This window comes from Sinorhizobium fredii USDA 257 (assembly GCF_000265205.3).
Classification (GTDB): domain Bacteria; phylum Pseudomonadota; class Alphaproteobacteria; order Rhizobiales; family Rhizobiaceae; genus Sinorhizobium; species Sinorhizobium fredii_B.
In genome coordinates this window covers 5,346,963-5,370,900 of the sequence record NC_018000.1, presented here as the reverse complement: position 1 = coordinate 5,370,900, position 23,938 = coordinate 5,346,963, and the positions used below count along the sequence as shown (strand labels likewise).

23 protein-coding genes, 1 tRNA gene and 1 pseudogene are annotated in these 23,938 nt (G+C 61.8%); 11 read left to right on the top strand and 14 right to left on the bottom strand.

The window, feature by feature from the left end:
- Nucleotides 1-151: 151 nt before the first annotated feature.
- Nucleotides 152-514: a response regulator gene (locus USDA257_RS25260; protein WP_014765819.1), complete on the top strand. Its 363-nt coding sequence runs from the start codon at nucleotides 152-154 to the stop codon at nucleotides 512-514.
- Between the two features lie 197 nt (nucleotides 515-711).
- Here the strand turns inward: USDA257_RS25260 and ctrA are convergent, their stop codons facing one another.
- Nucleotides 712-1,413, bottom strand: a complete 702-nt coding sequence (ctrA, locus tag USDA257_RS25255) for a response regulator transcription factor CtrA (protein WP_014329644.1) — start codon at nucleotides 1,411-1,413, stop codon at nucleotides 712-714.
- Nucleotides 1,414-1,857: 444 nt separating this feature from the next.
- Between ctrA and USDA257_RS25250 the strand changes: the two genes are divergently transcribed.
- The gene (locus tag USDA257_RS25250) at nucleotides 1,858-2,208 is read left to right on the top strand and encodes a hypothetical protein (protein WP_014765818.1); all 351 of its coding nucleotides are present in this window, start codon (nucleotides 1,858-1,860) and stop codon (nucleotides 2,206-2,208) included.
- Nucleotides 2,209-2,341: 133 nt separating this feature from the next.
- On the opposite strand, the gene USDA257_RS25245 is transcribed toward USDA257_RS25250, so the two are convergent.
- Nucleotides 2,342-2,623 (bottom strand): GNAT family N-acetyltransferase, encoded by a 282-nt coding sequence (locus USDA257_RS25245; protein WP_014765817.1) that lies wholly within the window; start codon nucleotides 2,621-2,623, stop codon nucleotides 2,342-2,344.
- Between the two features lie 160 nt (nucleotides 2,624-2,783).
- Entirely contained in the window at nucleotides 2,784-3,059 is a 276-nt protein-coding gene (sciP, locus tag USDA257_RS25240) for a CtrA inhibitor SciP (protein WP_003527546.1), read from the bottom strand.
- Nucleotides 3,060-3,391: 332 nt separating this feature from the next.
- Here sciP and mnmA point away from each other — a divergent pair, with 332 nt between their 5' ends.
- The gene (gene mnmA / locus USDA257_RS25235) at nucleotides 3,392-4,588 is read left to right on the top strand and encodes a tRNA 2-thiouridine(34) synthase MnmA (RefSeq protein WP_048657516.1); all 1,197 of its coding nucleotides are present in this window, start codon (nucleotides 3,392-3,394) and stop codon (nucleotides 4,586-4,588) included.
- Between the two features lie 135 nt (nucleotides 4,589-4,723).
- Nucleotides 4,724-4,800, top strand: a tRNA-Met gene (locus USDA257_RS25230).
- Between the two features lie 190 nt (nucleotides 4,801-4,990).
- Here USDA257_RS25230 and USDA257_RS25225 read toward each other — a convergent pair.
- Nucleotides 4,991-6,031: an IS481 family transposase gene (locus USDA257_RS25225; RefSeq protein ID WP_014765815.1), complete on the bottom strand. Its 1,041-nt coding sequence runs from the start codon at nucleotides 6,029-6,031 to the stop codon at nucleotides 4,991-4,993.
- Nucleotides 6,032-6,066: 35 nt separating this feature from the next.
- Here USDA257_RS25225 and USDA257_RS36965 point away from each other — a divergent pair, with 35 nt between their 5' ends.
- Complete coding sequence (locus USDA257_RS36965; RefSeq protein ID WP_153297036.1) at nucleotides 6,067-6,240, top strand: hypothetical protein; 174 nt, start codon at nucleotides 6,067-6,069, stop codon at nucleotides 6,238-6,240.
- A gap of 114 nt (nucleotides 6,241-6,354) precedes the next feature.
- Here USDA257_RS36965 and USDA257_RS25220 read toward each other — a convergent pair whose 3' ends face one another.
- Complete coding sequence (locus USDA257_RS25220; protein WP_014765814.1) at nucleotides 6,355-7,020, bottom strand: DUF924 family protein; 666 nt, start codon at nucleotides 7,018-7,020, stop codon at nucleotides 6,355-6,357.
- Nucleotides 7,021-7,110: 90 nt separating this feature from the next.
- On the opposite strand from USDA257_RS25220, the gene USDA257_RS25215 reads away from it, so the two are divergent.
- The 6 genes and pseudogenes from USDA257_RS25215 (at nucleotide 7,111) to USDA257_RS25195 (ending at nucleotide 13,411) form a co-directional block, all read left to right on the top strand.
- Nucleotides 7,111-8,013: a LysR family transcriptional regulator gene (locus USDA257_RS25215; protein ID WP_014765813.1), complete on the top strand. Its 903-nt coding sequence runs from the start codon at nucleotides 7,111-7,113 to the stop codon at nucleotides 8,011-8,013.
- A gap of 519 nt (nucleotides 8,014-8,532) precedes the next feature.
- Complete coding sequence (locus USDA257_RS25210) at nucleotides 8,533-9,756, top strand: extracellular solute-binding protein (protein ID WP_014765812.1); 1,224 nt, start codon at nucleotides 8,533-8,535, stop codon at nucleotides 9,754-9,756.
- A gap of 26 nt (nucleotides 9,757-9,782) precedes the next feature.
- Nucleotides 9,783-10,871: a carbohydrate ABC transporter permease gene (locus USDA257_RS25205; RefSeq protein WP_014765811.1), complete on the top strand. Its 1,089-nt coding sequence runs from the start codon at nucleotides 9,783-9,785 to the stop codon at nucleotides 10,869-10,871.
- Between the two features lie 92 nt (nucleotides 10,872-10,963).
- Nucleotides 10,964-12,268, top strand: coding sequence for a carbohydrate ABC transporter permease (locus USDA257_RS25200; protein WP_223843373.1), 1,305 nt, complete (start codon nucleotides 10,964-10,966; stop codon nucleotides 12,266-12,268).
- A gap of 139 nt (nucleotides 12,269-12,407) precedes the next feature.
- A pseudogene (locus USDA257_RS38605) lies at nucleotides 12,408-12,507 on the top strand (type II toxin-antitoxin system RelE/ParE family toxin); the annotation flags it as partial.
- A 223-nt stretch (nucleotides 12,508-12,730) separates the two neighbouring features.
- Nucleotides 12,731-13,411: a DUF2161 domain-containing phosphodiesterase gene (locus USDA257_RS25195; RefSeq protein ID WP_014765809.1), complete on the top strand. Its 681-nt coding sequence runs from the start codon at nucleotides 12,731-12,733 to the stop codon at nucleotides 13,409-13,411.
- Between the two features lie 245 nt (nucleotides 13,412-13,656).
- On the opposite strand, the gene USDA257_RS25190 is transcribed toward USDA257_RS25195, so the two are convergent.
- From USDA257_RS25190 to USDA257_RS25150, 9 genes are all read right to left on the bottom strand, one after another.
- Complete coding sequence (locus tag USDA257_RS25190) at nucleotides 13,657-14,103, bottom strand: TIGR02588 family protein (protein ID WP_014765808.1); 447 nt, start codon at nucleotides 14,101-14,103, stop codon at nucleotides 13,657-13,659.
- A complete protein-coding gene (locus tag USDA257_RS25185; protein WP_370057350.1) occupies nucleotides 14,100-14,888 on the bottom strand; it encodes a TIGR02587 family membrane protein in 789 nt (262 codons plus the stop codon). Before USDA257_RS25185 ends, USDA257_RS25190 begins: the two co-directional genes overlap by 4 nt.
- Before the next feature lie 455 nt (nucleotides 14,889-15,343).
- Nucleotides 15,344-17,545 carry an aldehyde oxidoreductase molybdenum-binding subunit PaoC gene (paoC, locus tag USDA257_RS25180; RefSeq protein ID WP_014765806.1) on the bottom strand — a complete coding sequence of 734 codons (2,202 nt, stop codon included), beginning with the start codon at nucleotides 17,543-17,545 and terminating at the stop codon, nucleotides 15,344-15,346.
- 4 nt (nucleotides 17,546-17,549) lie between these two features.
- Complete coding sequence (locus USDA257_RS25175) at nucleotides 17,550-18,500, bottom strand: FAD binding domain-containing protein (RefSeq protein WP_014765805.1); 951 nt, start codon at nucleotides 18,498-18,500, stop codon at nucleotides 17,550-17,552.
- Entirely contained in the window at nucleotides 18,497-19,132 is a 636-nt protein-coding gene (gene paoA, locus USDA257_RS25170) for an aldehyde dehydrogenase iron-sulfur subunit PaoA (RefSeq protein WP_014765804.1), read from the bottom strand. The genes USDA257_RS25175 and paoA overlap by 4 nt, the downstream gene beginning before the upstream one ends.
- Before the next feature lie 208 nt (nucleotides 19,133-19,340).
- Complete coding sequence (locus USDA257_RS25165; RefSeq protein WP_014765803.1) at nucleotides 19,341-21,581, bottom strand: xanthine dehydrogenase family protein molybdopterin-binding subunit; 2,241 nt, start codon at nucleotides 21,579-21,581, stop codon at nucleotides 19,341-19,343.
- Entirely contained in the window at nucleotides 21,581-22,078 is a 498-nt protein-coding gene (locus tag USDA257_RS25160) for a (2Fe-2S)-binding protein (RefSeq protein ID WP_014765802.1), read from the bottom strand. Before USDA257_RS25160 ends, USDA257_RS25165 begins: the two co-directional genes overlap by 1 nt.
- 2 nt (nucleotides 22,079-22,080) lie before the next feature.
- Nucleotides 22,081-23,469, bottom strand: coding sequence for a c-type cytochrome (locus USDA257_RS25155; RefSeq protein ID WP_014765801.1), 1,389 nt, complete (start codon nucleotides 23,467-23,469; stop codon nucleotides 22,081-22,083).
- An 83-nt stretch (nucleotides 23,470-23,552) separates the two neighbouring features.
- Entirely contained in the window at nucleotides 23,553-23,936 is a 384-nt protein-coding gene (locus tag USDA257_RS25150; RefSeq protein ID WP_014765800.1) for a hypothetical protein, read from the bottom strand.
- Nucleotides 23,937-23,938: the final 2 nt, after the last annotated feature.

Here is a 23,938-nt window from a genome sequence, read left to right as displayed (position 1 = left end):
GGGTCGCGTAAATTTTCCCCTCGGCGGATTATTGCCGGGCGAGAAATGAAAATCGTCGGCCAACTGTGCCGGTAACGGTTTCTTTGCCAAATCTATTTAGCCTGGTTCATGGACGCCTCTTCGCGTCCGATGAGGCGTGAAGGAGTTGGACATGCGGCGCTTGATGATTGCCGATGGCTCGGATGTTGTGAGGAAGGTCGGGAAGCGCATCCTGTCGGGAATGGGTTTCTTGGTTTCCGAAGCGCCGAGCAGCCTCGAGGCGCTTGTCCGCTGCGAAGCCGAGCTGCCGAACATCCTCATCGTCGACTCCGGGCTCGACGGCGCCCTCGAACTCATCGCCAATATCCGCCGGCTGCCCGAGGCCGCGTCGGTGCGCATCTATTATTGCGTCGTCGAGGCGGATCTCAGGAAGATGATGGCCGGCAAACGGGCCGGGGCGGACGATTTCCTGTTGAAGCCCTTTGACCGCAAGATCCTGACGAGCGTCTTCGCCAGTCAATCGATGGCCGCCTGACGCACTGGCATAGTGCATCGCCGAGCATGACAGCCGCGGTTTGCCGCGGCTTTTTGCATTCGCGACAACCGACCAGGCGAGGGCGCTCTGGAGCGAGACACAAGTCCTCGCCACGAAAGCAAAAACCCGCCGGTGAGGCGGGTCTGCGCGTAGGTCTAAGTCTGTCGATATGTGGAAGATGGCGCCTGCCGCTGGGATCAGGCGGTTTCCAGGTAATCGTTGCCGTCGGGCTCGCGCAGCACATAGCCGCGGCCCCAGACCGTCTCGATATAGTTGGCGCCACCGGCGGCATTGGCGAGTTTCTTGCGCAGCTTGCAGATGAAGACGTCGATAATCTTCAGTTCCGGCTCGTCCATGCCGCCATAGAGGTGGTTGAGAAACATTTCCTTGGTGAGCGTCGTGCCCTTGCGCAGCGAGAGGAGCTCGAGCATCTGGTATTCCTTGCCGGTCAGGTGCACGCGCTGGCCGCCGACTTCCACCGTCTTGGCGTCGAGATTGACGATCAGCTCACCGGTCGAGATGATCGACTGGGCGTGGCCCTTGGAACGGCGCACGATCGCATGGATGCGCGCCACCAGTTCGTCCTTGTGGAAAGGCTTGGTCATATAGTCGTCGGCGCCGAAGCCGAGGCCGCGAACCTTATCTTCGATCCCGGCCATGCCGGAAAGAATGAGGATCGGTGTCTTGACTTTCGACAGGCGCAGCGTTCTCAGCACCTCGTAGCCCGACATGTCCGGCAGGTTCAGGTCGAGGAGAATGATGTCGTAGTCGTAAAGCTTGCCGAGATCGACGCCTTCTTCCCCGAGATCGGTGGTGTAGACGTTGAAACTCTCGGACTTGAGCATGAGCTCAATGCTTTGCGCTGTCGCGCTGTCGTCTTCGATCAGTAGAACCCGCATAGTCTTCCCCTTTTCCGCCGCCCAAGGTCGTCATGGCCCCCTTACGCGATACGGATCCAGTCGTTGCCTGATTTGGAGGCTGCCATCAAATGGTTAACAAATTCTGATTCACTCTGGCAAGGTGTATCGAAAATGTTAAATATTTTTAGCAGTCTCCTGATTTCAAACGTGAATTCGAAATGGCATTCTTCATGCGATAGATGAGGAATAGCCGCTAACTGACTCTTTCGACTCGCAAATGCTGAAGGCGCCATATTTCGTACCTCAGTATTTACGGAGCCTTAAATCATCGCACCTATGATTAATGATGCCCGTAAACGAAAGGTTACCAGCGGTAGGTATTTGTTAAGATCGCAGTCGTTTTTTGTTTCCGGCCCGAGTGGGGCCGGTATTCGGGCGCAGGAATCGGTAACCGGGGTCTCGCTATCCACGGGAGTATTGCGTATGAAAGCACGTGAGAGCCTAACCCGCCTGAAGGAATTTCAGGTGCGGGAGAAGCAGCGTCAGTTGAGCCAGCTTCAGATGATGATGTCCGAATTCGAGCGGATGACCAAGGAACTCGAAAGCCAGATCGTCTTCGAGGAGAAGAAGTCGGGGATCGCCGATCCCTCGCATTTTGCCTATCCGACCTTTGCCAAAGCTGCGCGCCAGCGCGCCGATAACCTCCAGGTGTCGATCCGCGAATTGAAGGTGCAACAGGATGCGGCCGAACTGGCGCTTGCCGGAGTTCAGGCCGAATATGCGAAGGCCGCGGCTCTGGAAGAGCGGGATACGTCCACCCGGCTTCGCGCCTGAGAAGACGCCGTTGGCTCGGTCTTTGACGGGGCCTCGATCGCAACTGCGGCGAGGTCCTTCGTCTTAAATAGTAACGAACCGCCCGCTTCCCTTTCGGGAGGCGGGCGGTCGCGCATCCGAAGTATGGCGGCGATCAGGCCTGGATAACGTCCTGCCATTCCGGATGACGCATCACCTGGGCGCGCATGAAGGGGCAGAGCGGAATGATCTTCCAACTGCCCTTGCGCGCTTCCTCGACCGCGTGCCTCGCGAGCGCCTGGCCCACACCCTTGCCGCGCAATTCGTCAGGCACGAAGGTGTGGTCGATGATCACGAGCTGCGGCGACGACCGCGAATAGGTCATTTCGCCGGTGTGACCGTCGACGCTCGTCGCGTAGCGGCCCTTGGCGCCGGTTTTCTCCTCAATGATGTCCATCGGTTCGCCTTCGTCTTCCTCCGCACTCCGGGGCCGATGCTACGCGATAATCCCGTGAAGCAAAGCTGATTTCGGCTGAAGCGCCTCTCCGAAACGGAACTGGCGGCTGCGGGAAGGTCCCGAGCCGCCGGTTCGACGTATGGCCCTGTCAAGGGGTGGATCAGTGGCGATATTGCTGGATACGGGTGGTGCGCAGGCCGGCGAGACCGTGGTCGTTGATGGAGGACTGCCAGGACAGGAATTCTTCGACGGTGAGGGTGTAACGCTCGCAGGCCTCTTCAAGGCTCAAGAGGCCGCCACGCACGGCAGCGACGACCTCGGCCTTCCGGCGGATCACCCAGCGCCGGGTGTTGGCCGGCGGCAGATCCGCAATCGTCAGAGGGCTGCCATCGGGGCCGATGACATATTTTACGCGTGGACGCATCATTTCGGTCATGGGACTCTCTACACAAACTCAAGACCATATGGAGGCGACCTTAGCTTGCCACATTTAACATTTGCCTAAGCGGCCGGTAACGATTTGCTCATAATTTGAGCGATCTTGGAGCGCCGAAAATGCCGGTCAAGGGCAGGCCTGGATGCGGCTTTGATCGGCATCCGCGCGGCCGGCCCGCCTGCGCTCTTGCCCCGCGAAGCACAAGTTTCTATATGTCGCCGCATAGAAAGCCGAAGGAAGGCCGCCAGCGCAGCTGTGATCAGCGCCCGCGGCGTCAAGGTAAAACAGGACGCCGGCAAAGATAGCCGCGTCCGGATGCCGGATTGGATCCCGTGAACAGTCTCGATTTTGACCGCAAGCCCGAAGATACGCGTGTCGTCGTCGCCATGTCCGGCGGTGTCGACTCCTCCGTGGTCGCGGGGCTGCTCAAACGCGAAGGCTATGATGTTCTCGGCATCACTCTGCAGCTCTACGACCATGGTGCGGCGGTGCACCGAGCCGGCTCCTGCTGCGCCGGCCAGGACATTGACGACGCCAGACGCGTCTGCGAGACTCTGGGCATTCCGCATTATGTGCTCGACTACGAGGCGCGCTTCCGCGAGACGGTGATCAATCCCTTCGCCGAGAGCTACATTGCCGGCGAAACGCCGATTCCATGCGTTGCCTGCAACCAGACCGTCAAGTTCGCCGACCTGCTGGCGACCGCGAAGGAGCTCGGCGCCGACGCGCTGGCGACCGGCCACTACATCCGCTCGCGGCCGAGCCCGAAGCCGCGCTATGTTGGCCAGCGCGCCCTCTACCGGCCGACTGACGCCGAGCGCGACCAGAGCTATTTCCTCTTCGCGACCACCCAGGAGCAGATCGACTACCTGCGCTTTCCGCTCGGCAGCCTCTCCAAGCCGGAGACGCGCGCGCTCGCCGAGGAGATGGGTCTTGTCGTTGCCAAGAAGGCCGATAGCCAGGATATTTGTTTCGTGCCGCAGGGCAAGTACAGCGACATCGTCTCGAAGCTGAAGCCGAATGCGGCGCTCGCCGGCGAGATCGTCCATCTCGACGGCCGTGTGCTCGGCACGCATGAGGGCATCCTGCACTACACAATCGGCCAGCGGCGCGGCATCGGGGTTGCGACGGGCGAGCCGCTCTATGTCGTCTATCTCGACGCCCGCTCGCGCCGCGTCATCGTTGGGCCGAGGGAGGCGCTGGAGACCCGCCGCGTCTATCTGCGCGACGTCAACTGGCTGGGCGACGAGGAAATCGACGAGGCAGCCGCCCGCGACTTCGAATGCTTCGCCAAGGTCCGCTCCACCCGCCAGCCGGCACCGGCGGTAATGAGGCGTGACACCGACGGCATCTATGTCGAGCTCCTCGACGGCGAGGCGGGCGTGGCGCCCGGCCAGGCCTGCGCACTCTATTCCGGCACCGGCGAGAACGCCCGCGTCTATGGCGGCGGATTCATCCGCAAATCGGAACGCGAACCCGCGGCGGAGGCAGCACTTCAGGCCCTTCTGCAGGCGCCTGCGGCCGCTTAAACGAGCTCGATCCGGCGTGTCAGGAAAAGTTCACACTTTCCCGAAGACATTGCTTGACACTAGCCGGAACAGCACCTTATAAGCCGCCCGTCCAGCCGAGACGGGCTTCGCCAAGAAGCTGCCACGGCATCCGGCGGCGGAGTAGCTCAGTAGGTTAGAGCAGAGGAATCATAATCCTTGTGTCGGGGGTTCGAATCCCTCCTCCGCTACCATTCAGTTCTTTGTGCATACCGGAGACATAGGTAACAGATCGTACCTAAGACATAGGTGACAATCTCGTGCCGAACGGATTGTCGATGGTTTGCAAAGTTCTCTGCTCCAGATCGATATATCCGAGATCATAGTGCATGAAGCTGACGAGCCAAATGCCGTCGTCGACTTCCTTGATTCCGAGTTTCTGTCCTACCAGTACGGTCGAGATGTTGATCTTCTTGCGATAGATGCAGATACGGCGCAATTGGTGACGAGCACGTCTCTGTCGTGGAAAGGGTAGCTGATTTCCGGCAAGCCCTGGCAGGGTCTTGAGGACGAGACATAGAGACTAGCCGGCACCTTCATTTCCAGCGCCTCGTGCGGCCGCTCGGTATTGGATTCACTGATAAAAGCGTCGAAGCGTGCCTGTTGCTGGAGGATGTTTCTGCCAGGTGGTCGGGTCGCCTCTTTCTTGAGCGTCAGGTGCATGCGCTCATGCTGGCCGTTCTGTTGGGGACGGCCCGGCCTGATGCGCTCAAGCGTGATGCCGAGCCGCAGCCACCAAACGGAGAGCTTGGAGAGATTGTAGAGCCCGTTGGGACTGGCGAATGGCAAGCCATTGTCGCTTCTGATCGCGGCAGGCAGGCCACATTCGGCAAACAGCCGCCGGAAGGCGTCAAAGAGGGCCGGTTGGCGGGTCGACTCGAAGGCTTCGCAGCACAGAAGATAACGTGACGCCTGGTCGGTGACCGTCAGCGGGTAACAGTATCGGCCATTGCCAAGCTTGAACTCGCCCTTGACGTCGGCACACCACAGGTCGTTCGGCATGAGCGCCTGCGACAGGGGTGTTCCCTCGGCCCGAAAGCGTTGTCTTTTGCGGGCATGAGCGACCAGTCCATGCCGGTCGAGAACGGCATGCACCGTGCTCTTGGACGGCACGCGCACATCGCCGGCCAGACGCTTCACCAGCAGCTCCCTGATCTTCCTGGCGCCCCAATGCGGCTTCTCCTTCTTGAGGCGCACGATCATCGCCTCGACCGGCTCGGGCAACTGATTGGCATGGCGCACCGGCCGCCGAGACCGATCCGTCAGCGCTTCCAGGCCGTCTTCCTTATAGCGGTTGAAGATCTTGTGGCCGGTCTTGCGCGAGATGCCGAACTCCCGGCACACATCGCTCATGCCTTCGCCCTCCGGCAGCCGGGCGACAAATCGCAGACGTTCCTCCATTACCGAAGTCTCTTTCCACGGCATCAACACCTCCGCCCAAAAAGCGAAAAGTGTTACCCATGTCTCCGGTACAAAACGTCACCTATCTCTCAGGTCGGGCAAAAGCCGCCAACTGGCTGGCACACGAACTTGCCGAACTGGGAGTGGCCTTCGTCGAGATCGGCGACGGCGTGGCGCCGCGGCAGGCCCCCTATGCGTTTTACGAGGGGAGAGTTGCAGGCACGAATCTGTAACGGTGTCGCTAAGACCGCCTCAAGCGAATGTTGACCGCCAGTGAGCGGGAGCTGGCGGCAGCTACAGGGTTCGGCCGCGGATGGTGCAATGAATGGCGGAGATGCCCGTGAAACTCAGCCCGCAAACCCGCCCTCGTCCAGAAACCGCTGCTCCTCCTCCGACGATGCCCGCCCGAGAATCTGGTTCCGGTGCGGGAAGCGGCCGAAGCGGCGGATGATGTCACGATGGCCCTTGGCGTGCGAAAGGCTCGGCTCGCCGAGGCGACGGGCAAGCGCGACCGATCGCTCCTGGTGGGCGAGGTTTTCCGAATGGGCGAAGGGAAGATAGAAAAAGAGCCGCAGGTCGGCCGGTCCTTTGAGATCGTAAGCCGCGTCGACGGCGGCGCGCGCGACGCCGAGCGCCAGAGCGTCGGTGGCGTACATGCGCGGCGTGCCGCGAAAGGCGTTGCGCGGGAATTGATCGAGGAGAAGGAGGAGCGCCAGCGTCTTCTCCGGCGAAGCGGTCCAGTGCAAGAGTTCGCCGCACGCCGCCGCCTCGTGGGACCCGAGGAAGCCCTCGCGAAAGACCCGATCGAATTTGGGCTCCTTGGCAAACCAGCGCGCAGGCCCTGCCTTGCGCCAGAAGCCAATGATGGCCGCCGCCTCGTGCTCACCGGCAAGCGCCTCGCGCAGCCGCGTGTTGAAGGCCGGATCGGCAGGCGCCGGCGCGTGGCCTTGCCTCTCTGCAGGCTGCAAGCTGCGCAGCGCCAGGGCTTCGATGTAGCCGATGAAGTCGCTCATTTGATCCTCCGTTGGGAGACCGCACGGCCTCGCCACCCGGAAGACCTACGCCTTTGCTCATGCTGAATGAAGTGATATGATTTCACTATTATGCTGAATGAAATCGATCTATCCCGCACCGATCTCAACCTGCTGGTGCTCTTTGAAACGGTGATTGACGAGGGGAACGTCGGCCGCGCTGCGGAAAGGATGAACCTCTCAGCGTCCGCCGTCAGCCACGGTCTGGGCCGCCTTCGGAGGCTGCTCAATGATCCGCTGTTCCTGAAGACGCCGAAGGGCGTGGTGCCGACCGAGCGCGCCAGGGAGCTGGCGGCGCCGATCGGCGAAATTCTCGCGCGGGTGCGAAGCGTGATCTCCACCGCCGAGCCCTTCGATCCGGCGCGCACCCGCCGTCGCTTCACCATCGGCACTGCCGATGGCTTCTCGGTCTTCCTGCCGCCGCTGCTTGACGAGATCGCCCGCACTGCGCCGGGTATCGATCTCGTCGTCCGGCACATGCAGATGGAGACGGCACTTTCCGATCTCGACGGGCGGCTGATCGATGTGGCGATCGCGCCCTTCTACGAGCTGCCGGCGCGCTTCGCGGCGCAAGCGCTTTACGACGAGGAGTTCGTGGTCGCCGCGCGGAGCCGCCATCCCTTCCTGAAAGAACCGACGATCGAGAACTACTGCCGCATGCAGCACCTGCTCGTCGCGCCTAGGGGCGACCCCGCGGGCATCGTCGACGAGCTGCTCGAAAGCCATGGTCTTTCCCGCCGTGTGAGCTTGGCTGTACCGAATTTCATGCTGGCGCTCGATCTCCTCACCAAGACGCAGCTCATCTGTGTCTTGCCGAAACGCTTCGTCGAGATGCACGCGGAGCGCTTCGCAGTTGCCACCGCAAAGCTGCCGTTGATACTTGGCGCGCCCGCCGTCCAGGCGGTTGTGCCGAAGGCGGCGCTGATGGACACAGGCCTCGTCTGGCTTCTCCATGCGCTTGGGCGGACCGACTAGATGCAGAGCAAAATTCCCAGATCGCCAATTTTTACCGGAGCCTACAGCAGTCCTCGACGAACACGCAGCGATCAGGAGCCAGTCCTGGGTTGCTCGCGGCATTGAGCACCAGATCAGGCGCCGGTTTACCGCGCGGGACGTCGTCGGCCCTGAAGGCCAGAGCGACAAGACGCCCCATCGACCGGAACGGCATCCTGAGCGTGCCGCATGCGGCAGGGCCGCAGTTCGCTGGAAATTGACACGAGGAAAGCGGGCAATCGTTTAGCCGAAGATGAGATAAGAGGGCCAGCTCGTAGATACGGCCCAGAAAGGAAGAACCCCAGCAGCGCCAGCGCATGCCCGCTGATCGAAGCTTCGTTCAAGGTGTGTGCAGAGCCAACGGGCTGCTGCTTCGGCGAGTAACGGAGTGCCGCTCGACGTTTTCACTTACGAAGCTATCTACCTCCTGATCAGCGGGACGCCTTTTGTCCCGTACTTGCCGCTCTCCTACGTGGCCATCTGATCGGAGGGAGGACCGATATGCTGTTCTGTCCTACGAGAGCCCTTGCCGCGGCGACCATGCTCCTTGGGTCGCCGGCGTTCGCCGACGATACCGTGCGGATGTCTGGTTGGGGCGGGTCCGAGGTGGCCATTGTCAATGGGTTATTGACCAACGTACTTGCCGACGATCTCGCGAAGGAGGGCATCACGGTCAAGTACGAGCCCGTTGATGGCGACTTTTCGCAATTCATTATCAACGGCCTGTCGGCGGGCACCGCTCCAGACCTTTTTTACGTCGATATCTTCTGGGCGCGCTCCATATTCGGAGCCGATCAAGCAGCACCGGTAACGCAGGACGTTTCCGGTTTTGCAGCCAATCTCCTCGAGGCCTTCACCTATGATGGGAAGCTCTACGCAGTCCCGAAGGACTTCAACACGCTGGCGGTACATTTCAACAAGGATATCTTCGATGATGCGGGGGTGGCCTATCCGAGCGACGACGATACGTGGACGACGCTGCAGGAGAAACTCGTGGCAGTGCACAAGGCTCTTCCGGAGGTCGATGGCCTCTGCATCGTTCCGGAATATGCCCGGTTCGGCGCCTTTGCACTGGCGACAGGCTGGTCCCCTTTCGATAGTCAGGGAAGGACCGTGCTCGATGAGCGGTTTCGTCGGGCTTTCGATTTCTATACCGGCCTCGTGGAATCCGGGGCCGCCGTCATGGCCGCCGACGCGGGTCAAAGCTGGAGTGGCGGTTGCCTAGCGTCCGAGCGGGCTGCCATAGCGCTCGAGGGCGCCTGGATCATCAGCGCCCTGCGCGATAGTGCTCCAAACATGAATCTTGGCACTGTCCGGATGCCGAAAGACCCTGAAAGCGGCAAACGAGGCAATATCGTCTTTACCGTCGGTTGGACCGTCAACGCCGCCTCGAAGGTCAGTAGGGCTGCTGCTAAAGTCGCCGAGCTCCTGACAACAGAGGAGGCCCAGCAGTGGGTCTTGGAGCAGGGGCTCGCCCTCCCGAGCCGGACCGGTCTGGCTGACAACCCTTGGCTGCGGGGCGGCCAGCCGGAACAGATGACAAGCCGAGTGGTTCTTGAGGGCCTCTCGGACGACCACGTCATGCCGTATTTCTTCGGAGACGTCGGAGGGAGTTGGATGCAGCCGATCAATGCTGCGCTCAATTCTGTCATCCTGGGGGAGGCGGATGCCGACACAGCTTTGGCATCGGCACAAAGCGCCTTTGATCGGATGCTCGCCAAGTAAAGCAGGGCACCCGCGGGAGGACATGCATGTCGCGAGGTAGTTCAGAAGAGAGGAGCGGCTGGCTTTTCATATTGCCCTTTGCAATCTCGATGACGCTGTTTTTCGTCTATGCGATCGTCCGGACAGCTTATTACAGCTTTACCGATTTCGACTTGTTCAAGGCTCCGAGCTTGGTTGGACTGTCCAATTACGCTGCACTCGTCTCCGACGAACTTTTCCTCATCGCCCTGCGCAACACGATCGGCTTCTCGCTCATCGTCACGACGGTCCAGACCGTGCTTGCGCTTGCCCTGGCGGTTCTCGTGAACCACGCCGTCCGGGCGAGGGGACTTATTCGGACGGTGTTTTACCTGCCATCCATCATGTCCAGTGCGGCCATGACGCTTATCTTTCTCTGGCTCTTCCAGAGAGATGGCTTCATGACCGCGATCATCAACGTCGTGCTTGCTTATCGCCCGCACATCCTTTTGTTCTTCGTGGGCTTCGCTGCGCTCCAGGGCGCACTCGTTCTCAACGCGCGGCGCAGCTATGAAGGTGTTTCGATCTTCGATCCCTTCTTCCTGCTCGCCGCCGCCGCCGGCGCGTTGGCGCTTGTCGTTGCTTGCGCCCTTGTGGGATTGCTGCCTGTTTTCGCTAACGATCTGCTGATTTCCTGGCTGAACACCCAGCAGCAATTCCTCTTCATGCCGGTCACGCTGTGGTCCGTAGCGCTGATGAATGTCTTTACCACGGTCCCGACGCTGATGCTGTTGTTCCTGGCGGGGCTACAGTCGATCCCGAGTGACCTGTACGACGCAGCCGAGATCGACGGGGCCAACGCTGTTCAGCGATTTCGCCACATAACCGTGCCGGCGCTCAGGCCGGTGACCTTTGCCGTCGTTACGATGGGCATCATCGGTACCCTACAGATGTTCGATCAGGTCGCGATTCTAGGAGATGCGGCGCCCCTCGCAAGCCGCGTGACGCTTGCCTACTACGTTTATGAGAACGCCTTTCCGGCAGGCGCCTCTTCGAGAATCGGCATGGCTAGTGCTGCGGCGCTCGTCCTTGGGATTCTCACAATCGCGGTCGTCTATGTTCAAAAGTCGGTCGGCGTGAAGGAAAGCGCCGAGTGATGGCGAGGAGGACCGCCGCGGCTGCCTCACCGTCGCGCCGCCGTCTGCCGGCCAGCGCGCTTCGCCGGCGGCAGCTTGCGGCAAGCGCCTGGTTGTATCTGATCTTTCTCGGCGTGGCGACCATCATGGCAGGGACATTCGTTCTAGCCTTTATGGCGAGCCTGAAGGTCGATCCATTAGAGAAACCGTTCCGCATCTATTTCGATCAGCTCAACCCGGCCGCATGGATCGCCGCCGCCCGTCTGGGGCAGGAGGGCGGGGGTGACGCTCTGTGGGGAGGGTTTTCTCCTGGCGCCAAAGTTGACTTCAGTGTGACGTACGCAGCGCCCGCCGACACTCCGATCGTTGAACCGAAGGCCGAGGTCCCTCGTCGCCGCCCGGGCTCGGGCATCGCCGCTGCGCTCATGCGCGATTATGCGGCGGACTATGCGTCAATTGCGCTGAAAAGTTCCAGTGCGGCAACGATGCAGGTGCGTAACGAGAGGGGAGTACGGGAAGAGTGGCAGACGCGGACATTCGCCTATGAGATCACCTACAGTACCGACCGCCCAAACGGACCCCGGATCGAACGCACGCCCTTCAATCTGACCGCTCCGCCCTCTCAAACACTTATCGACAGTCCGATTTCGCCATCGCGATCCGAACGTCGCGGACGTCTGCTGAGTTGGGACAACATCACACCAGGCGCTCTCGGGTTGATCTTCAACAACTACCGGCGGGTGATAAACGAGACGGCTGACCTGCAGACCGGGAAGAGTCTGTTCGGGAGCTGGCTGGTAAATAGTTTTGTCATCGCCATCGGGCGCCTGGTCCTGACGCTCGTCGTCGCCAGCCTTGCCGGATATGCGCTTGCACGGCTCAAGTTCAGGGGCAGCCGTTTGCTATTCGCTGCATTGCTCTTCTCGATGACGATTCCGGCACAAGTGACCTTCGTCTCGAACTATCTGATCTTCAGGGATCTGTCGCTTCTAAACACCCCGTGGAGCGTGATCGTCGTTTTCGTCGCCTCAGCCAATGTCCTGTTGATGAAGCAGTTTTTCGAGGGGTTTCCAAGAGAGATAGAGGAAGCTGCAATAGTCGACGGCGCCAACCGTTTTCAAGTGTTCTGCAAGATCGTTCTGCCAAACGCCAAGCCGGCTTTGTTGGTCAACGCGATTCTCGCCTTCCAAGGCGCCTGGAACGACTTCTTCTGGCCCCTCGTTCTTATCACCAGCCCACCGGAAGCGCTGACGGTCCAGGTCGGCCTTCTCAGTCTGCGCCGTTCGTTCGGAGGCGCGCAGGGCGATTGGGGAGTCGTTCTGGCGGGCGCGTTCATCTCGATCGTGCCGGTCATTATCCTTTTCGTGCTCTTCCAGCGGCACATCGTCTCCACTCAGGCCGCCAAGGGCATCACATAGCACTAGCACCCAGAGCGGTCTTCTGTTGGTGTTCTCGTCTGTGCTGCGAGAGTCGCATAATCCACTGGAACCTGCGCCACTGCCATGCCGCGGGTTCGGTATTGCGACGTGTGACTCGTGGTTTGAAGGGGAGCGGCCGGTCTTTTTCTATCGCGACCAGCCAGGTCACGTCGACGTGTGGCGCTTGCTTCATGCCAAGCGGACATTCGCAGTGGATGCAGGAGCCGAACAGTCACTGACCGATCGGACATTCCCGCCGTTTGAATCGATTGGTAGCCGGCGGTTCGCATCCGCTCAAGAGCATCGTTCCAATGCCGCGGCGAAGTGGCCGATTGTCGCAGGATGCGTTGGCGGCTGCCTGCCAGCCAGCCGTGTAACCGCGTCGGCGGCGATAAATGCGGTGTCCATGCGGGCGGAACGATGTAGTTTATGGAACGATTCTTCGCTTAAACCTGCAGGCATATGGAAACGTCGCTTTATCTGCCTGTCAAAGGCTTTCTCGAAAAGGCAGGTTATGTCGTCAAAGGCGAAGTTGGCGGCTGCGATCTCGTCGGTTTGAGCGATGGCGATCCGTCTGTGGTCGTGATCTGCGAGTTAAAACTGACCTTCAATCTGGAGCTCATCCTGCAGGCCGTCGATCGCGCGGCTGTCGCGGACGAGGTCTGGATCGCGGCGCGAGTCTCGGCCAAGGGCAATAGTCGCGAGGCCGACAAACGCTACCGCGACCTCTGCCGCAGGCTCGGGATCGGCATGCTCGGCATTTCCGATGCCGGCGACGTCAGCGTTATCGTCGGCTCCGTATCGCCGATGCCGCGAACCAATCCGAAACGGCGTTCGAAGCTCATGCGCGAACACCAGAGGCGACGCGGCGATCCGGCAGTAGGCGGAAGCACGCGCGCTCCTGTCATGACCGCGTACCGACAGCAGGCGCTCGGCTGTGCTTCAGCGCTGGCATCAGGACCGCTGCGCGTGGGCGAAATCAGATCCGGCATACCGGATGCCGGGAAAATTTTGCTTGCGAATGTCTATGGCTGGTTTGAACGGCTTGACAGAGGCGTCTACGGCTTGACCGATGCCGGACGAGAAGCACTGCAGCGATGGCCGCAGCAGGACATGCCGGCAATAATGGCCGTCCCCACCTGATTTATCGTTCCACAATAGGGCTTTACGCCGCTCAATCGAAAACATGGCCTGTAGTTCGAGTCCGCTCAGGGCAAGCAGTCGAAACTCGTCTGTTTCATGGGTCTTCGTGACCGGAGCGACTGATCCTGATGCGGCGAGATGTCCGTTCCGGCTGGGGCGGTATCGGGGGCGGCCAGCATGTTGCGCCAGCGTGGTCGGCGGTCATCACGCAGCCGGGCCACTGCTCGTGGCCGGCAACCGGACGCTCAGGGCTCACTGTATCCACTCGCAAAAAGACGCAGTGCGTAAGCCTTGGGATCACTCCGAAAGATCAGTGCGCCCTTCCGCTCGGATTCCTGTGGAATATAGTCGAGCGTAGCACTGCTCTCTTCGACGACCTCATCGCCATTGCGGAGTTCACCCTTGATCTCGACCGATGCAACAGACTTTTCCGCACGATTCTCGGCGGCGAACTGAACCACGTAGCCGCCGTCGGTGGCCGTGACCTCAACCGGCAGCACGATGATCTGGGCAGTTCCGTTGCGCCCGCTAAAGCCGTCAAGGATGAGGTAGGCAAGTACCGTAAGAAGGGCGAGGCAGCTTATTCCTGCCACCACCCACTCCGTGATGGAGGTTCCCGGTTTTCGTGTGATTCCCTCGTCGTCGGACTGCTGCTTCTGTTGCTTGTGGTCCTTTGCGGCGTTCTTTGTCACAGGATGAGCCTCGCCACCGCCGCCCCCAACGCGCCTGGAAAGGAGAGAACCACGACTGCACTGAGCGTCTCAGAGAGGCCGGCACCATCGGTTCTGCCGAAAGTCCAAAGGATATAGAGGTTCACCAGCATCACCAAGACGTAGCCGACGATCGCATACCGAAAGAAGATGCTAAAGAACCCGGCGCCTGGCTCGGGATTGTGCGTGCCGCGGAATTCGAGTTCATATACGAAAGCGTGCATGAGGCCGACGGTTCCTACTACCAGGGCGATTTCCTGCCAGGGATTCATCTTATAGGCGATCAGGACGACCTCTTCCGTTGGTGCGATGTTCACGGACAGAAACAGCGCTCCGACTACCATCAGGAACAATTCGCCGGTGTAACCGGGCTCCGGAATTTCGTCGTCCTCCAATGGACTTGGGCCCAATTGGGCCCGCGCCAACGATGCTCCCAGACTGCCCGGCACAACCTGGACGGCGATCTTCCCAACCACCTCCCGCAAAGGCATATCCCCGTTCACGATTCCGAATATCAGTAGAACTGCAGCCGCCGCGACAGCGGCAACCAAGAGGGCTACGAATGCATCCGCGATTCGGTCGCGAAGCACCATTGTCTGGCGAAACCCTCCATATTTGTGCAGCAACACCAGCATCGGCACGGTGACTGCCAGTAACAGGGCGAGCCGCAATGGGTGAAGGTGAAAGCCCAGCGCCCAAGCTTCCATCGTCATCAGCACAGGTACGGCGAAAATCAGTGCTCCGGCGAAGGCGCGGCCAAGACCGATCCAGAACTCACGCGGCGTTGGGCCGACGATCACTCCAATTGGCGCCACGTCGCTCCCCTTTGACGATGTTACCTACCCTCCACGGGCATGGGCATTTATGACCAAGTGGGGAGGAATGTTCGCTGCGCGATCTTGTTCCGGAGCATTGCATGTTTCTCGTGGTCATCTCTTTGCCCGGCCTCAAGCCGGTTGTCGCTGCGGGCTGGCTCATGTGAACGTTTCGGCTTGTGCTGTCTCAGGCTCCATTTCAAGTTTATTGGTTCAGTCCTCAAAGCGCCGGTGGCACCTGCATGGGCGGCGCCTGTATTTCAGTGAACAGTTGGGAAGGACCGGTGGTGAGCAGCGGCCAGCGTCTTGGCAAGATCGGTCGATCGACCGCTGGACGGTCGAGAGCGGGCAGACGCCGCAGGCCGTTGCCGAAGGCGCTGGCGTCTGCCCGCGGACGGCGCCCTCACTCATGCCACATCCGGCAGGCGGTCAATCAGCTTGTCGAGAGTGATCGGATAATCGCGCACCCTCACGCCGGTGGCATTGTAGATGGCATTCGCAACAGCCGCCGCGACGCCGCACAGGCCGAGTTCGGCGATGCCCTTGGCTTTCATCGGCGACGACATCGGATCGGTCTCGTCAAGGAAGATGACCTCCTGGTGCGGGATGTCGGCGTGGACCGGCACTTCGTAGGCGGCCAGATCATGGTTGACGAAGAAGCCGCGTTCCTTGTCGACGACGAGCTCCTCCGACAGGGCGCCGCCGACGCCCATCGTCATCGCGCCGATCACCTGGCTGCGTGCGGTTATCGGATTGAGGATGCGGCCAGCGGCGCAGACGGCCAGCATCCGCCGGATCCGCGTCTCGCCGGTCGCTACGTCGACGCCGACTTCGACGAAATGCGCGCCGAAGGTGGACTGCTGATGGGTTTCGGTGAGCTTTCCGAACTCGATGCGGTCCTCGGCCACGAGCCCTTCAGCGCCGGAGGCCTCCATAAGCGGCATGCGGCGGTCGCCGGACCGGACCTCGCCACCGGCGAACACCAGGTCGTCGGAGCTGTTGAATCCGAGCTTCTGCGCCACGGCCTCACGCAGCTTGGCGCAGGCGGCGTATACGCCAGCGGTGGAGCAGTTTCCTCCGAACTGGCCGCCCGAGCCTGAGGAAACCGGAAAGCGCGAGTCCCCCAGGCTGACCGCAACTTTTTCGACCGGAACACCAAGCATCTCCGCCGCGGTTTGGGCGATGATCGTGTAACTGCCCGTGCCGATGTCGGTCATGTCGGTCTCAACGGTGACGATGCCCTCGCGGTCGAGGCGCACGCGCGCCCCCGAGGGGAGCACAAGGTTGTTGCGGAATGCCGAGGCAACGCCCGTGCCGACGAGCCAGTTTCCCTCGCGGCGGCTTCTCGGCCGCTTGTTACGGTCCTGCCAGCCGAAGCGTTCGGCGCCGGTGCGCAGACAGCCGACGAGATCGCGGTGCGAGAACGGCCGTTCCGGCTTCTCGGGGTCGACCTGCGTGTCGTTGATGATCCGGAATTCGACCGGGTCGAGACCGAGCCTCTCGGCCATTTCGTCGATCGCAATCTCCAGCGCCATCATGCCCGGCGCCTCGCCCGGAGCCCGCATCGCGTTTCCCTCGGGAAGATCGAGTGTGGCAAGCCGCATGGCGGTCATCCGGTTCTCGCCGGCATAAAGCAGGCGCGTCTGCTGAACCGCGACCTCGACGCCGCCGCCCGGCAGATCCCCGGACCAGCTCTCATGCGCGATCGCGGTGATCTTGCCGTCGCGCCCCGCGCCGATGCGGATCCGCTGGATCGTTGCCGGGCGGTGCGTGGTGTTGTTCATCAGGAACGGACGAGGGAGGGCAACTTTTACGGGACGCTTCGCTTCGCGCGCGGCAAGCGCCGCCAGCACCGCGTCTGCGCGGAGGAACAGCTTGACCCCGAACCCGCCGCCAATGAAAGGCGACATGATGTGGACCTTCTCCTTGTCGATCCCGATGGTCGTCGCGAGGTCGGTCCTCCACCAGTCGATCATCTGGCTCGATGTCCAGACCGTCAGTTCGTCGCCATTCCAGGCGGCGATCGAGGCGTGAGGTTCCATCATCGCATGCGATTGGTCCGGCGTGGTGTAGGTCTGGTCGAACTTGACGGGTGCCGACTCGAAGGCGGCATCGAAGTCGCCCGCAGCTGAATCCGGTTCGCCATCCTTGGGCTTGACGGCATTGTCCTTGGCCGCCGCCAGATCGAAGGCGCCCGCCTCCTCGACATAATCGACCTTGACGAGTTGAGCCGCGGCGCGGGCCTGTTCGAATGTTTCGGCGACCACGACGGCAATTGCCTGGTGGTAGTGCTGGATCGCCGTGCCGCCGAAGAGCTTGGCGGTATTGTATTTGCCCTTCTTGAGATCCCCCACGCGGTCGGAGGTGACGACGGCGATCACGCCGGGAGCGTCCAGTGCAGCGGTGACGTGCATGGACCGGATCCGGCCCTTGGCGATCGCCGAGCCGACGACATATCCGTAGGCGTAGGGCGTATTGGGATCATGCCATTCATAGGCATAGACAGCCTTGCCAGTCGTCTTCAGCGGACCGTCGATGCGGTGGATCGGCTGGCCGACGACCTTGAGCTGGTCGATCGGGTTCGTCGTTGCTGGCGTGTCGAATTTCATTGTCTTACCCCCTTGCCTCGGCGAGTACCGCACTCAGCGTGCGTTCGACGAGCGTGAGCTTGAAGGCGTTCTGTTCCGTCGGACGGGCGTTGGCGAGAAGCTTGGCGGTGACCGCCTTCGCTCCGTTCGGAAGCTCTCCTTCGGCAGTTTCGTCGCGCCAGGGCTTGGGCGCGATGCCGCCGACCGCGACGCGGCCGGTCCCGTCCGGTTGCACGATGGCGCCGATGGAGACGAGCGCGAAGGCGTAGGAAGCGCGGTCGCGAACTTTGCGGTAGATCTGCTCGCCGCCCACGGGCTTTGGCAGGACGACAGCCGTGATCAGTTCCCCCCGGTCGAGGATATGCTCGATATGCGGTGTGTCTCCGGGAAGGCGATGGAGATCTGCAAGCGGGATGCTGCGCGTCGTCCCGTCGGGACGGGCGGTCTCCACGAGGGCGTCGAGTGCGCGCATGGCGACGGCCATGTCGCTTGGGTGACTGGCGATGCAGGCATCGCTGACGCCAACGACCGCAAGCTGGCGGCTGAAGCCGGCAAGCGCCGCGCAGCCGCCGCCGGGCTGCCGTTTGTTGCAGGGCTGGTTGGTATCGTAGAAGTACGGACAGCGGGTACGCTGAAGCAGGTTGCCCGCCGTCGTCGCCCGGTTGCGCAACTGGCCCGACGCCCCGGCGAGGAGAGCCCGTGACAGAAGCCCGTAGTCTTTGCGAATACGTTCGTCGGCCGCAAGATCCGTGTTGCGGACGAGGGCGCCAATGCGCAGGCCGCCATCCGGCGTCGGCTCGATCCTGTCCAATCCGAGCCCGTTGACGTCAATCAGATGGGTCGGCGTCTCGATTTCGAGCTTCATCAGGTCCAGGAGATTGGTGCCGCCGGCGATGAACTTCGCGCTGTCCTTGCTGGCCGCCACCTTTGCCGCCGTCTCGATCGACGAGGCGCGCTCGTAGCTGAAAGCCCTCATGCCTTCCTCCCCGCAACTTCGGTGATGGCTTCAACGATGTTCGAATAGGCGCCGCAACGACAGATATTGCCGCTCATCCGTTCGCGGATTTCGGCGGGCGTGATCTCGGCCGGCGCCGTCAGGTCGCTCGTTGCATGGCTCGGAATATTGGCCTTGATCTCCTCGAGCATGGCGATGGAGGAACAGATCTGGCCCGGCGTACAGTAGCCGCACTGAAAACCGTCATGCTTGACGAAGGCGGCCTGCATCGGATGGAGGTTGTCGGGCTGCCCGAGTCCTTCGATGGTGGTGATGGTATCGCCCTCATGCATGGCCGCGAGGGTCAGGCATGAATTGACTCGGCGTCCGTCGATGAGAACGGTGCAGGCGCCGCATTGGCCGTGGTCGCACCCCTTCTTCGTGCCCGTCAGATGCAGATGTTCGCGCAACGCGTCGAGAAGCGTCGTCCGGTTGTCGAGCTCAAACTCGCGCCGCTCGCCATTTACCGTGAAAGAGACTCTCGTGCTCTGTGATGCGGCGGGGGGATTCGTCTGCGCGTGGCTGAGCGAGGGTGCGCTCGCCACTGTGACGGTAGCGGCCGAGGCGACGAGCAGGTCGCGCCGCGAGATTTCGAGTGCGCCAGGACTTTGCATATCCAGCTCCATGTCTTGATGATGAAAGGTCTAGGACGGCGCGGCTGTCCAACAATCCGCGAACGCCAAACTGCGGAGCGGCGGGAACGTTCCACCATGCGTTGGGTTCAGCTAGGGCGCCGGATAGAGGTGAACAGTGGGCGCTGATCGATAAGCCTTATCTATGGAGCCGAACATCCAACAGTGCGCCCGGAGGCGCTTTCGAACCTCAGACGCCTCCGACGGCGTCTCGAATACGGTCTCTGGTAAACGGCAGATCATAAAAACGCTTGCCGGTGGCATTTCTGATCGCGTTGGCCACGGCCGCGGCTGCAGGCCCCTGGGCTGCCTCTCCCGTGCCGAGGAACGGTTCTCCGGGCCGCTCGACGATATGCACCTCGATACTGTCCGGCACACTTGCGAAACGCAGGATCGGATAGCTCGACCAATCGGTGCTGGTGATCCTTGTCCTGTCAAAGGTCACGGCCTCGTAGAGCGTCCAGCTAATCGATTGCAGGATGCCGCCTTCCGTCTGATTGCGAATTCCTTCCGGGTTGACGACCTCGCCGCCATCGATGGCGGAAACGGCGCGCACCACGCGAACACGGCCAGTTTCCGGCGCGACTTCCACCTCCATCGCAACCGCCAGGTAGGCGGCAAGATTCTTGTAACGAGCGAAGCCGAAGCCGCGGCCATGATTCCGCGGCATTTGCGCATCGTTCCAGCCGAAGCGCTCGGCAGCCAGCTCAATGACAGCCCTGGCCCTCGGATCCTCCATGTGGCGCAGCCTAAATTCGACCGGATCGGCTTCGGCCATCAGAGCCAGTTCATCGATCGTGCTCTCGATCGCGAAGACGTTGGCGTAGGCCCCGAGCGCGCGCAGCGCTGAGACACGCAGCGGCATGTCGGGCAGGAAATGCCAGAGTACCCGCTTGTTCGGGGTCACGTAGAGCGGATTGGCATTCCGGTCGCCGTTGCCGGACGGGCTGATGCTGAGCCTGGCGGGTTTCGGCTGGAAGGCTTGAGCCTTGTGGCGCCCGGCCAGAAGCGCACCAGCTCCGCCCGGGCGGGTCGAGTGGGTATTGCTCCAAAGATCATAGGCCCAACTGGTGATCTTGCCTTGAGCGTCGAGTGTTGCGCTGACTTTCATGAGCATCGCGGGACCGTATGGCTCCCAGCTATGCTCCTGCTCGCGCATCCACTGAACCCGGACAGGCTTGCCCGGAAGCTTGGTGGCGATCAGCGCGGCGTCCGCAGCCGCGTCGTCGGCACCATTGTGGCCATAGCACCCCGATCCTTCCATGTGGACGACGCGCACCTTGTCCTCCGGCATGGCCAGCATCTCCGCGATCGCGGCGCGATCGGGAAAAACGCCTTGCGTATGCGACCAGACGTCCAACGCCCCGTCTTCCTTCATCAATGCGACGGCGCAGGATGGGCCGATCGATCCATGGATCTGATAAGGGCGCGTGTAGGTCGCCTCGAAAACCTTGCCGCCGGACGAGAGCATGCCCGCCTCAGCCACCGTACCGACTTCGCGCTCCAGCTTTTGCAGCTCCGCCGGCAGATCTACCTGGTCGGGAAGCGTCTCCTGTTCCTGCCATTTCGCGGCCGCAGCCAGAGTCCGCATGGCATTGACCGCCTGAAATTCTTTCTCCGCGACCACGGCGAGGAAGCTGCCGTCGCGCACGACGGAGACGACGCCCGGCATCGCCTCGACGCCGCCACTATCAAATTTCGTAAGCTCGGCCGCCGGGCTCGGCGGGCGCACGACGCGCGCATGCAGCATGCCATCGAGGCGCAGATCATGGACATAGGCCGGCTGGCCCGTCACCTTGGCCGGGATATCGACGCGAGGTAGCGACTTGCCTATGACCCGGAAGGTGCCGGGCTGCTTGAAGGTCGATTGCGGCTGGGCCTCGACGTGCAGTATTTGTCCGGAAACAAGTTCGCCGTAGCTCACGCTTCTTCCGTCCCTCGCCAGGACGGATTTGTTTTCCGCCTTGAGCTCGGTCGCCGCCACGCCAAAGCGTTTGGCGGCTTCCGCCAGGAGAAGTGCCCTTACCTGTGCGGCAGCGTTTCGGATGGCAGTGCCGCTGTTCTGCATCGATTGACTGCCGGCGGTGAAGCCTTCGTTCGGCGTACGCCCGGTATCCGCCGTGACAAGCTGGATTTCCGCGGGATCGACCTCGAGTTCCTCGGCAGCAACCTGCAGCAGGGCCGTACGGATACCCTGGCCTAGCTCGGCTTTGCCGGTGAAGACGGTGACCGAATTGGCGGCATCGATCCGGATCCAGGAATCGAGGAAGCGATCGTCGTCAAGACTGCCCGGCAGGGACACGGGCGGCGTCGGCGTGGTGGTCGCCGGCGGCTCCTGGGCAAAGGCTCGGCCAAGCGAAAAACTGACGACGAGGGCGCCGGTGCCGACGACGACGCTGCGGCGGGTGATCTCTTCCTGAAGAATGTCCATCAGCCGGTCCTCCCTTCATCGGCACCAGGCAACGAGGCGGCTTGCATCAATTCGCCGGCCCGGCGGATCGCCGCCAGAATCCGCATATGCGTGCCGCAGCGACAGAGATTCGTCGCCAATGCCTCGCGAAGTTCCTCTTCGCTTGGCCGAGCGCTGCGGCGCAAAAGCGCATGTGCGCTCATCATCATGCCGGGAATGCAGTAGCCGCACTGCGCCGCCTGCAGTTCAATAAACGCCTGCTGCAACGGTCCTGGCTTTTCGATCGTGCCCAAACCCTCGATCGTGGTGATTTCGCGCCCCTCCAGAAGCATGACCGGCACCATGCACGAGAGCACCGCCTCGCCATCAACCACCACGGTGCAGGAACCGCACTGGCCGAGTCCGCAGCCGTATTTGGCGCCGTTCAAAGCGAGATCGTCGCGCAGGACGTAGAGCAGGGGCGTCGCCGGATCGACGTCGAGCTGATGCTGGTTGCCGTTGACTGTCAGCGATACCATCGTCATTCCTCCTCGGCGCCGACATTGTGCGGCGCCCTTTCAATGCCATCCGACGGCCGGACCGTGACCTTGTAGGCGCCGGAGCGGGTATTCGCGACCTGCTCTCCGAGCCCGCTCCATGGCGGCTCTTCGGAGAACCGCTCGCGCATGTAAGCGAGAACGTCGGTCACCTGTTGGTCATTCAGCAAGTGGCGGAAGGCCGGCATCACCGCGCTTGCCTCTCCGTCCGCCGGCGGAAGACCAAAAAGGACGACGTTGACGATGTTTTGCGGGTTCGGGGCATTGACGGCGGTGCTGAGCTCGAAGTTCAGGCCGCCGAAGGGTTGGCGCCGCCGTCCTTCGTGGCAGCTTGCACAGGCGGCAAGGTAGATCGCCTCGCCGGAACCACCGCCTGCGGTACTGACCGCAGAACTCTGGCTGTCAGCGATCTGCTCCAAGCGATCCCCTTCGAACTGCTCGCGCAACCGCGCCGCTCTCTCGCTACGCTCAGGCGTGGGATCATCGGTGATCGATGTGACATAAGTGGCGATCGCCGCGATGTCGCTATCGGGCAGGAGGGAGAGATTGCCGGTGACCTCCGCCATCGGCCCGCGCGAAACGCCGTGGAATTCATGCCAGCCATTGCGTAGATAGAAGGCGAGGCTCTGCTCGTCCCATGGGATCGGTGCCTTGGACTCCCGGTTGATCGCGTAAGCCTGCCAGCCCTCTGCCTCGCCGCCGCCGAAGTGCCGGTCGGGATATTCGGCACCGAATGCATTGCGGGGCGTGTGGCAAGCACCGCAGTGGCCGAGCCCTTCGGCGAGATAGCGTCCGCGGTTCCAGGCCTCGCTCTGGGCGCTATCCGGTTCCAGTTCTCCCCTGTCGAAGAACAGCAGCTTCCACCCGGCAAGCAAGGGGCGGAACTTCAGAGGAAACGGAAGATCATTTTTCGGGGCTTCGGCCCTCACTGCGACACGCGTCATCAGGAAAGCGTAGAGGGCGTGCGTATCCTCCGCCGAGACCCGCGTGAAGTGGTCGTAGGGAAACGCTGGGTAGAGATGGTTGCCTTCCCGGTCGACGCCGTCCCTCATCGCGCGTTCAAAGGCTGCCTCGCTCCAGCCGCCGATGCCGGTCTCACGATCGGGGGTGATGTTGGTGGAATGGATCGTGCCGAAGGGCGTCGGCAACGCCAGTCCACCGGTGAAAGCGGGTTTACCGGGAACCGTGTGGCAGGCGATGCAGTTGCCAAGCGCCGCCAGCTGCGCGCCCTTGGCAACGAGCTCTGGAGAGAAGCTTGCCTCGGCGGCCACCTCCTCCTCCGGAATCTCGGAGCGCCATGCAAAGACGAAGAAAGCAACCGCGGCCACGAAGATGGCCGCCACGAATAGGATCGCCGCCCTAAAAGCCCACATTGCACGTCTCCACGGGCGGAGCACAACGTCGTGAGCGGCGATCTGTTCCAAGTTGCAGGTCACAAATCAGAAGCCGATACCCGTCACCTGATTTGGCCGCATGGATCCAGAAAAAGCGCCGCGGCGCCCGTCCATACGACCCCGACCAGCGACAGAAGGATGAGCAGACGCCCAACCTGGGTGGAAAAGCGCTGGTTGCGAAGGTTATGCGTCTCATCGGGCAGAAGCCATGCGAAGGAGCGGAAACGCCAGAGCGCCAAAGCAAGGAAAGCCGCGACAGCAAGCGTCAGCAGGATCACCGGCGCCGCGACGGCGGCTCGTGAGATTGTCGCGGCGACGCCGGAGATGGCGCATGTCGCCGATTGGAAGGCATAGACGAGGAAAAGATGACCCGCCCATAGGATTGGGCCGAACAGCAGGATCAGTATCGCGACGGCTAGGGGCGGGTCTTTTGTCGAACGTTCCATCT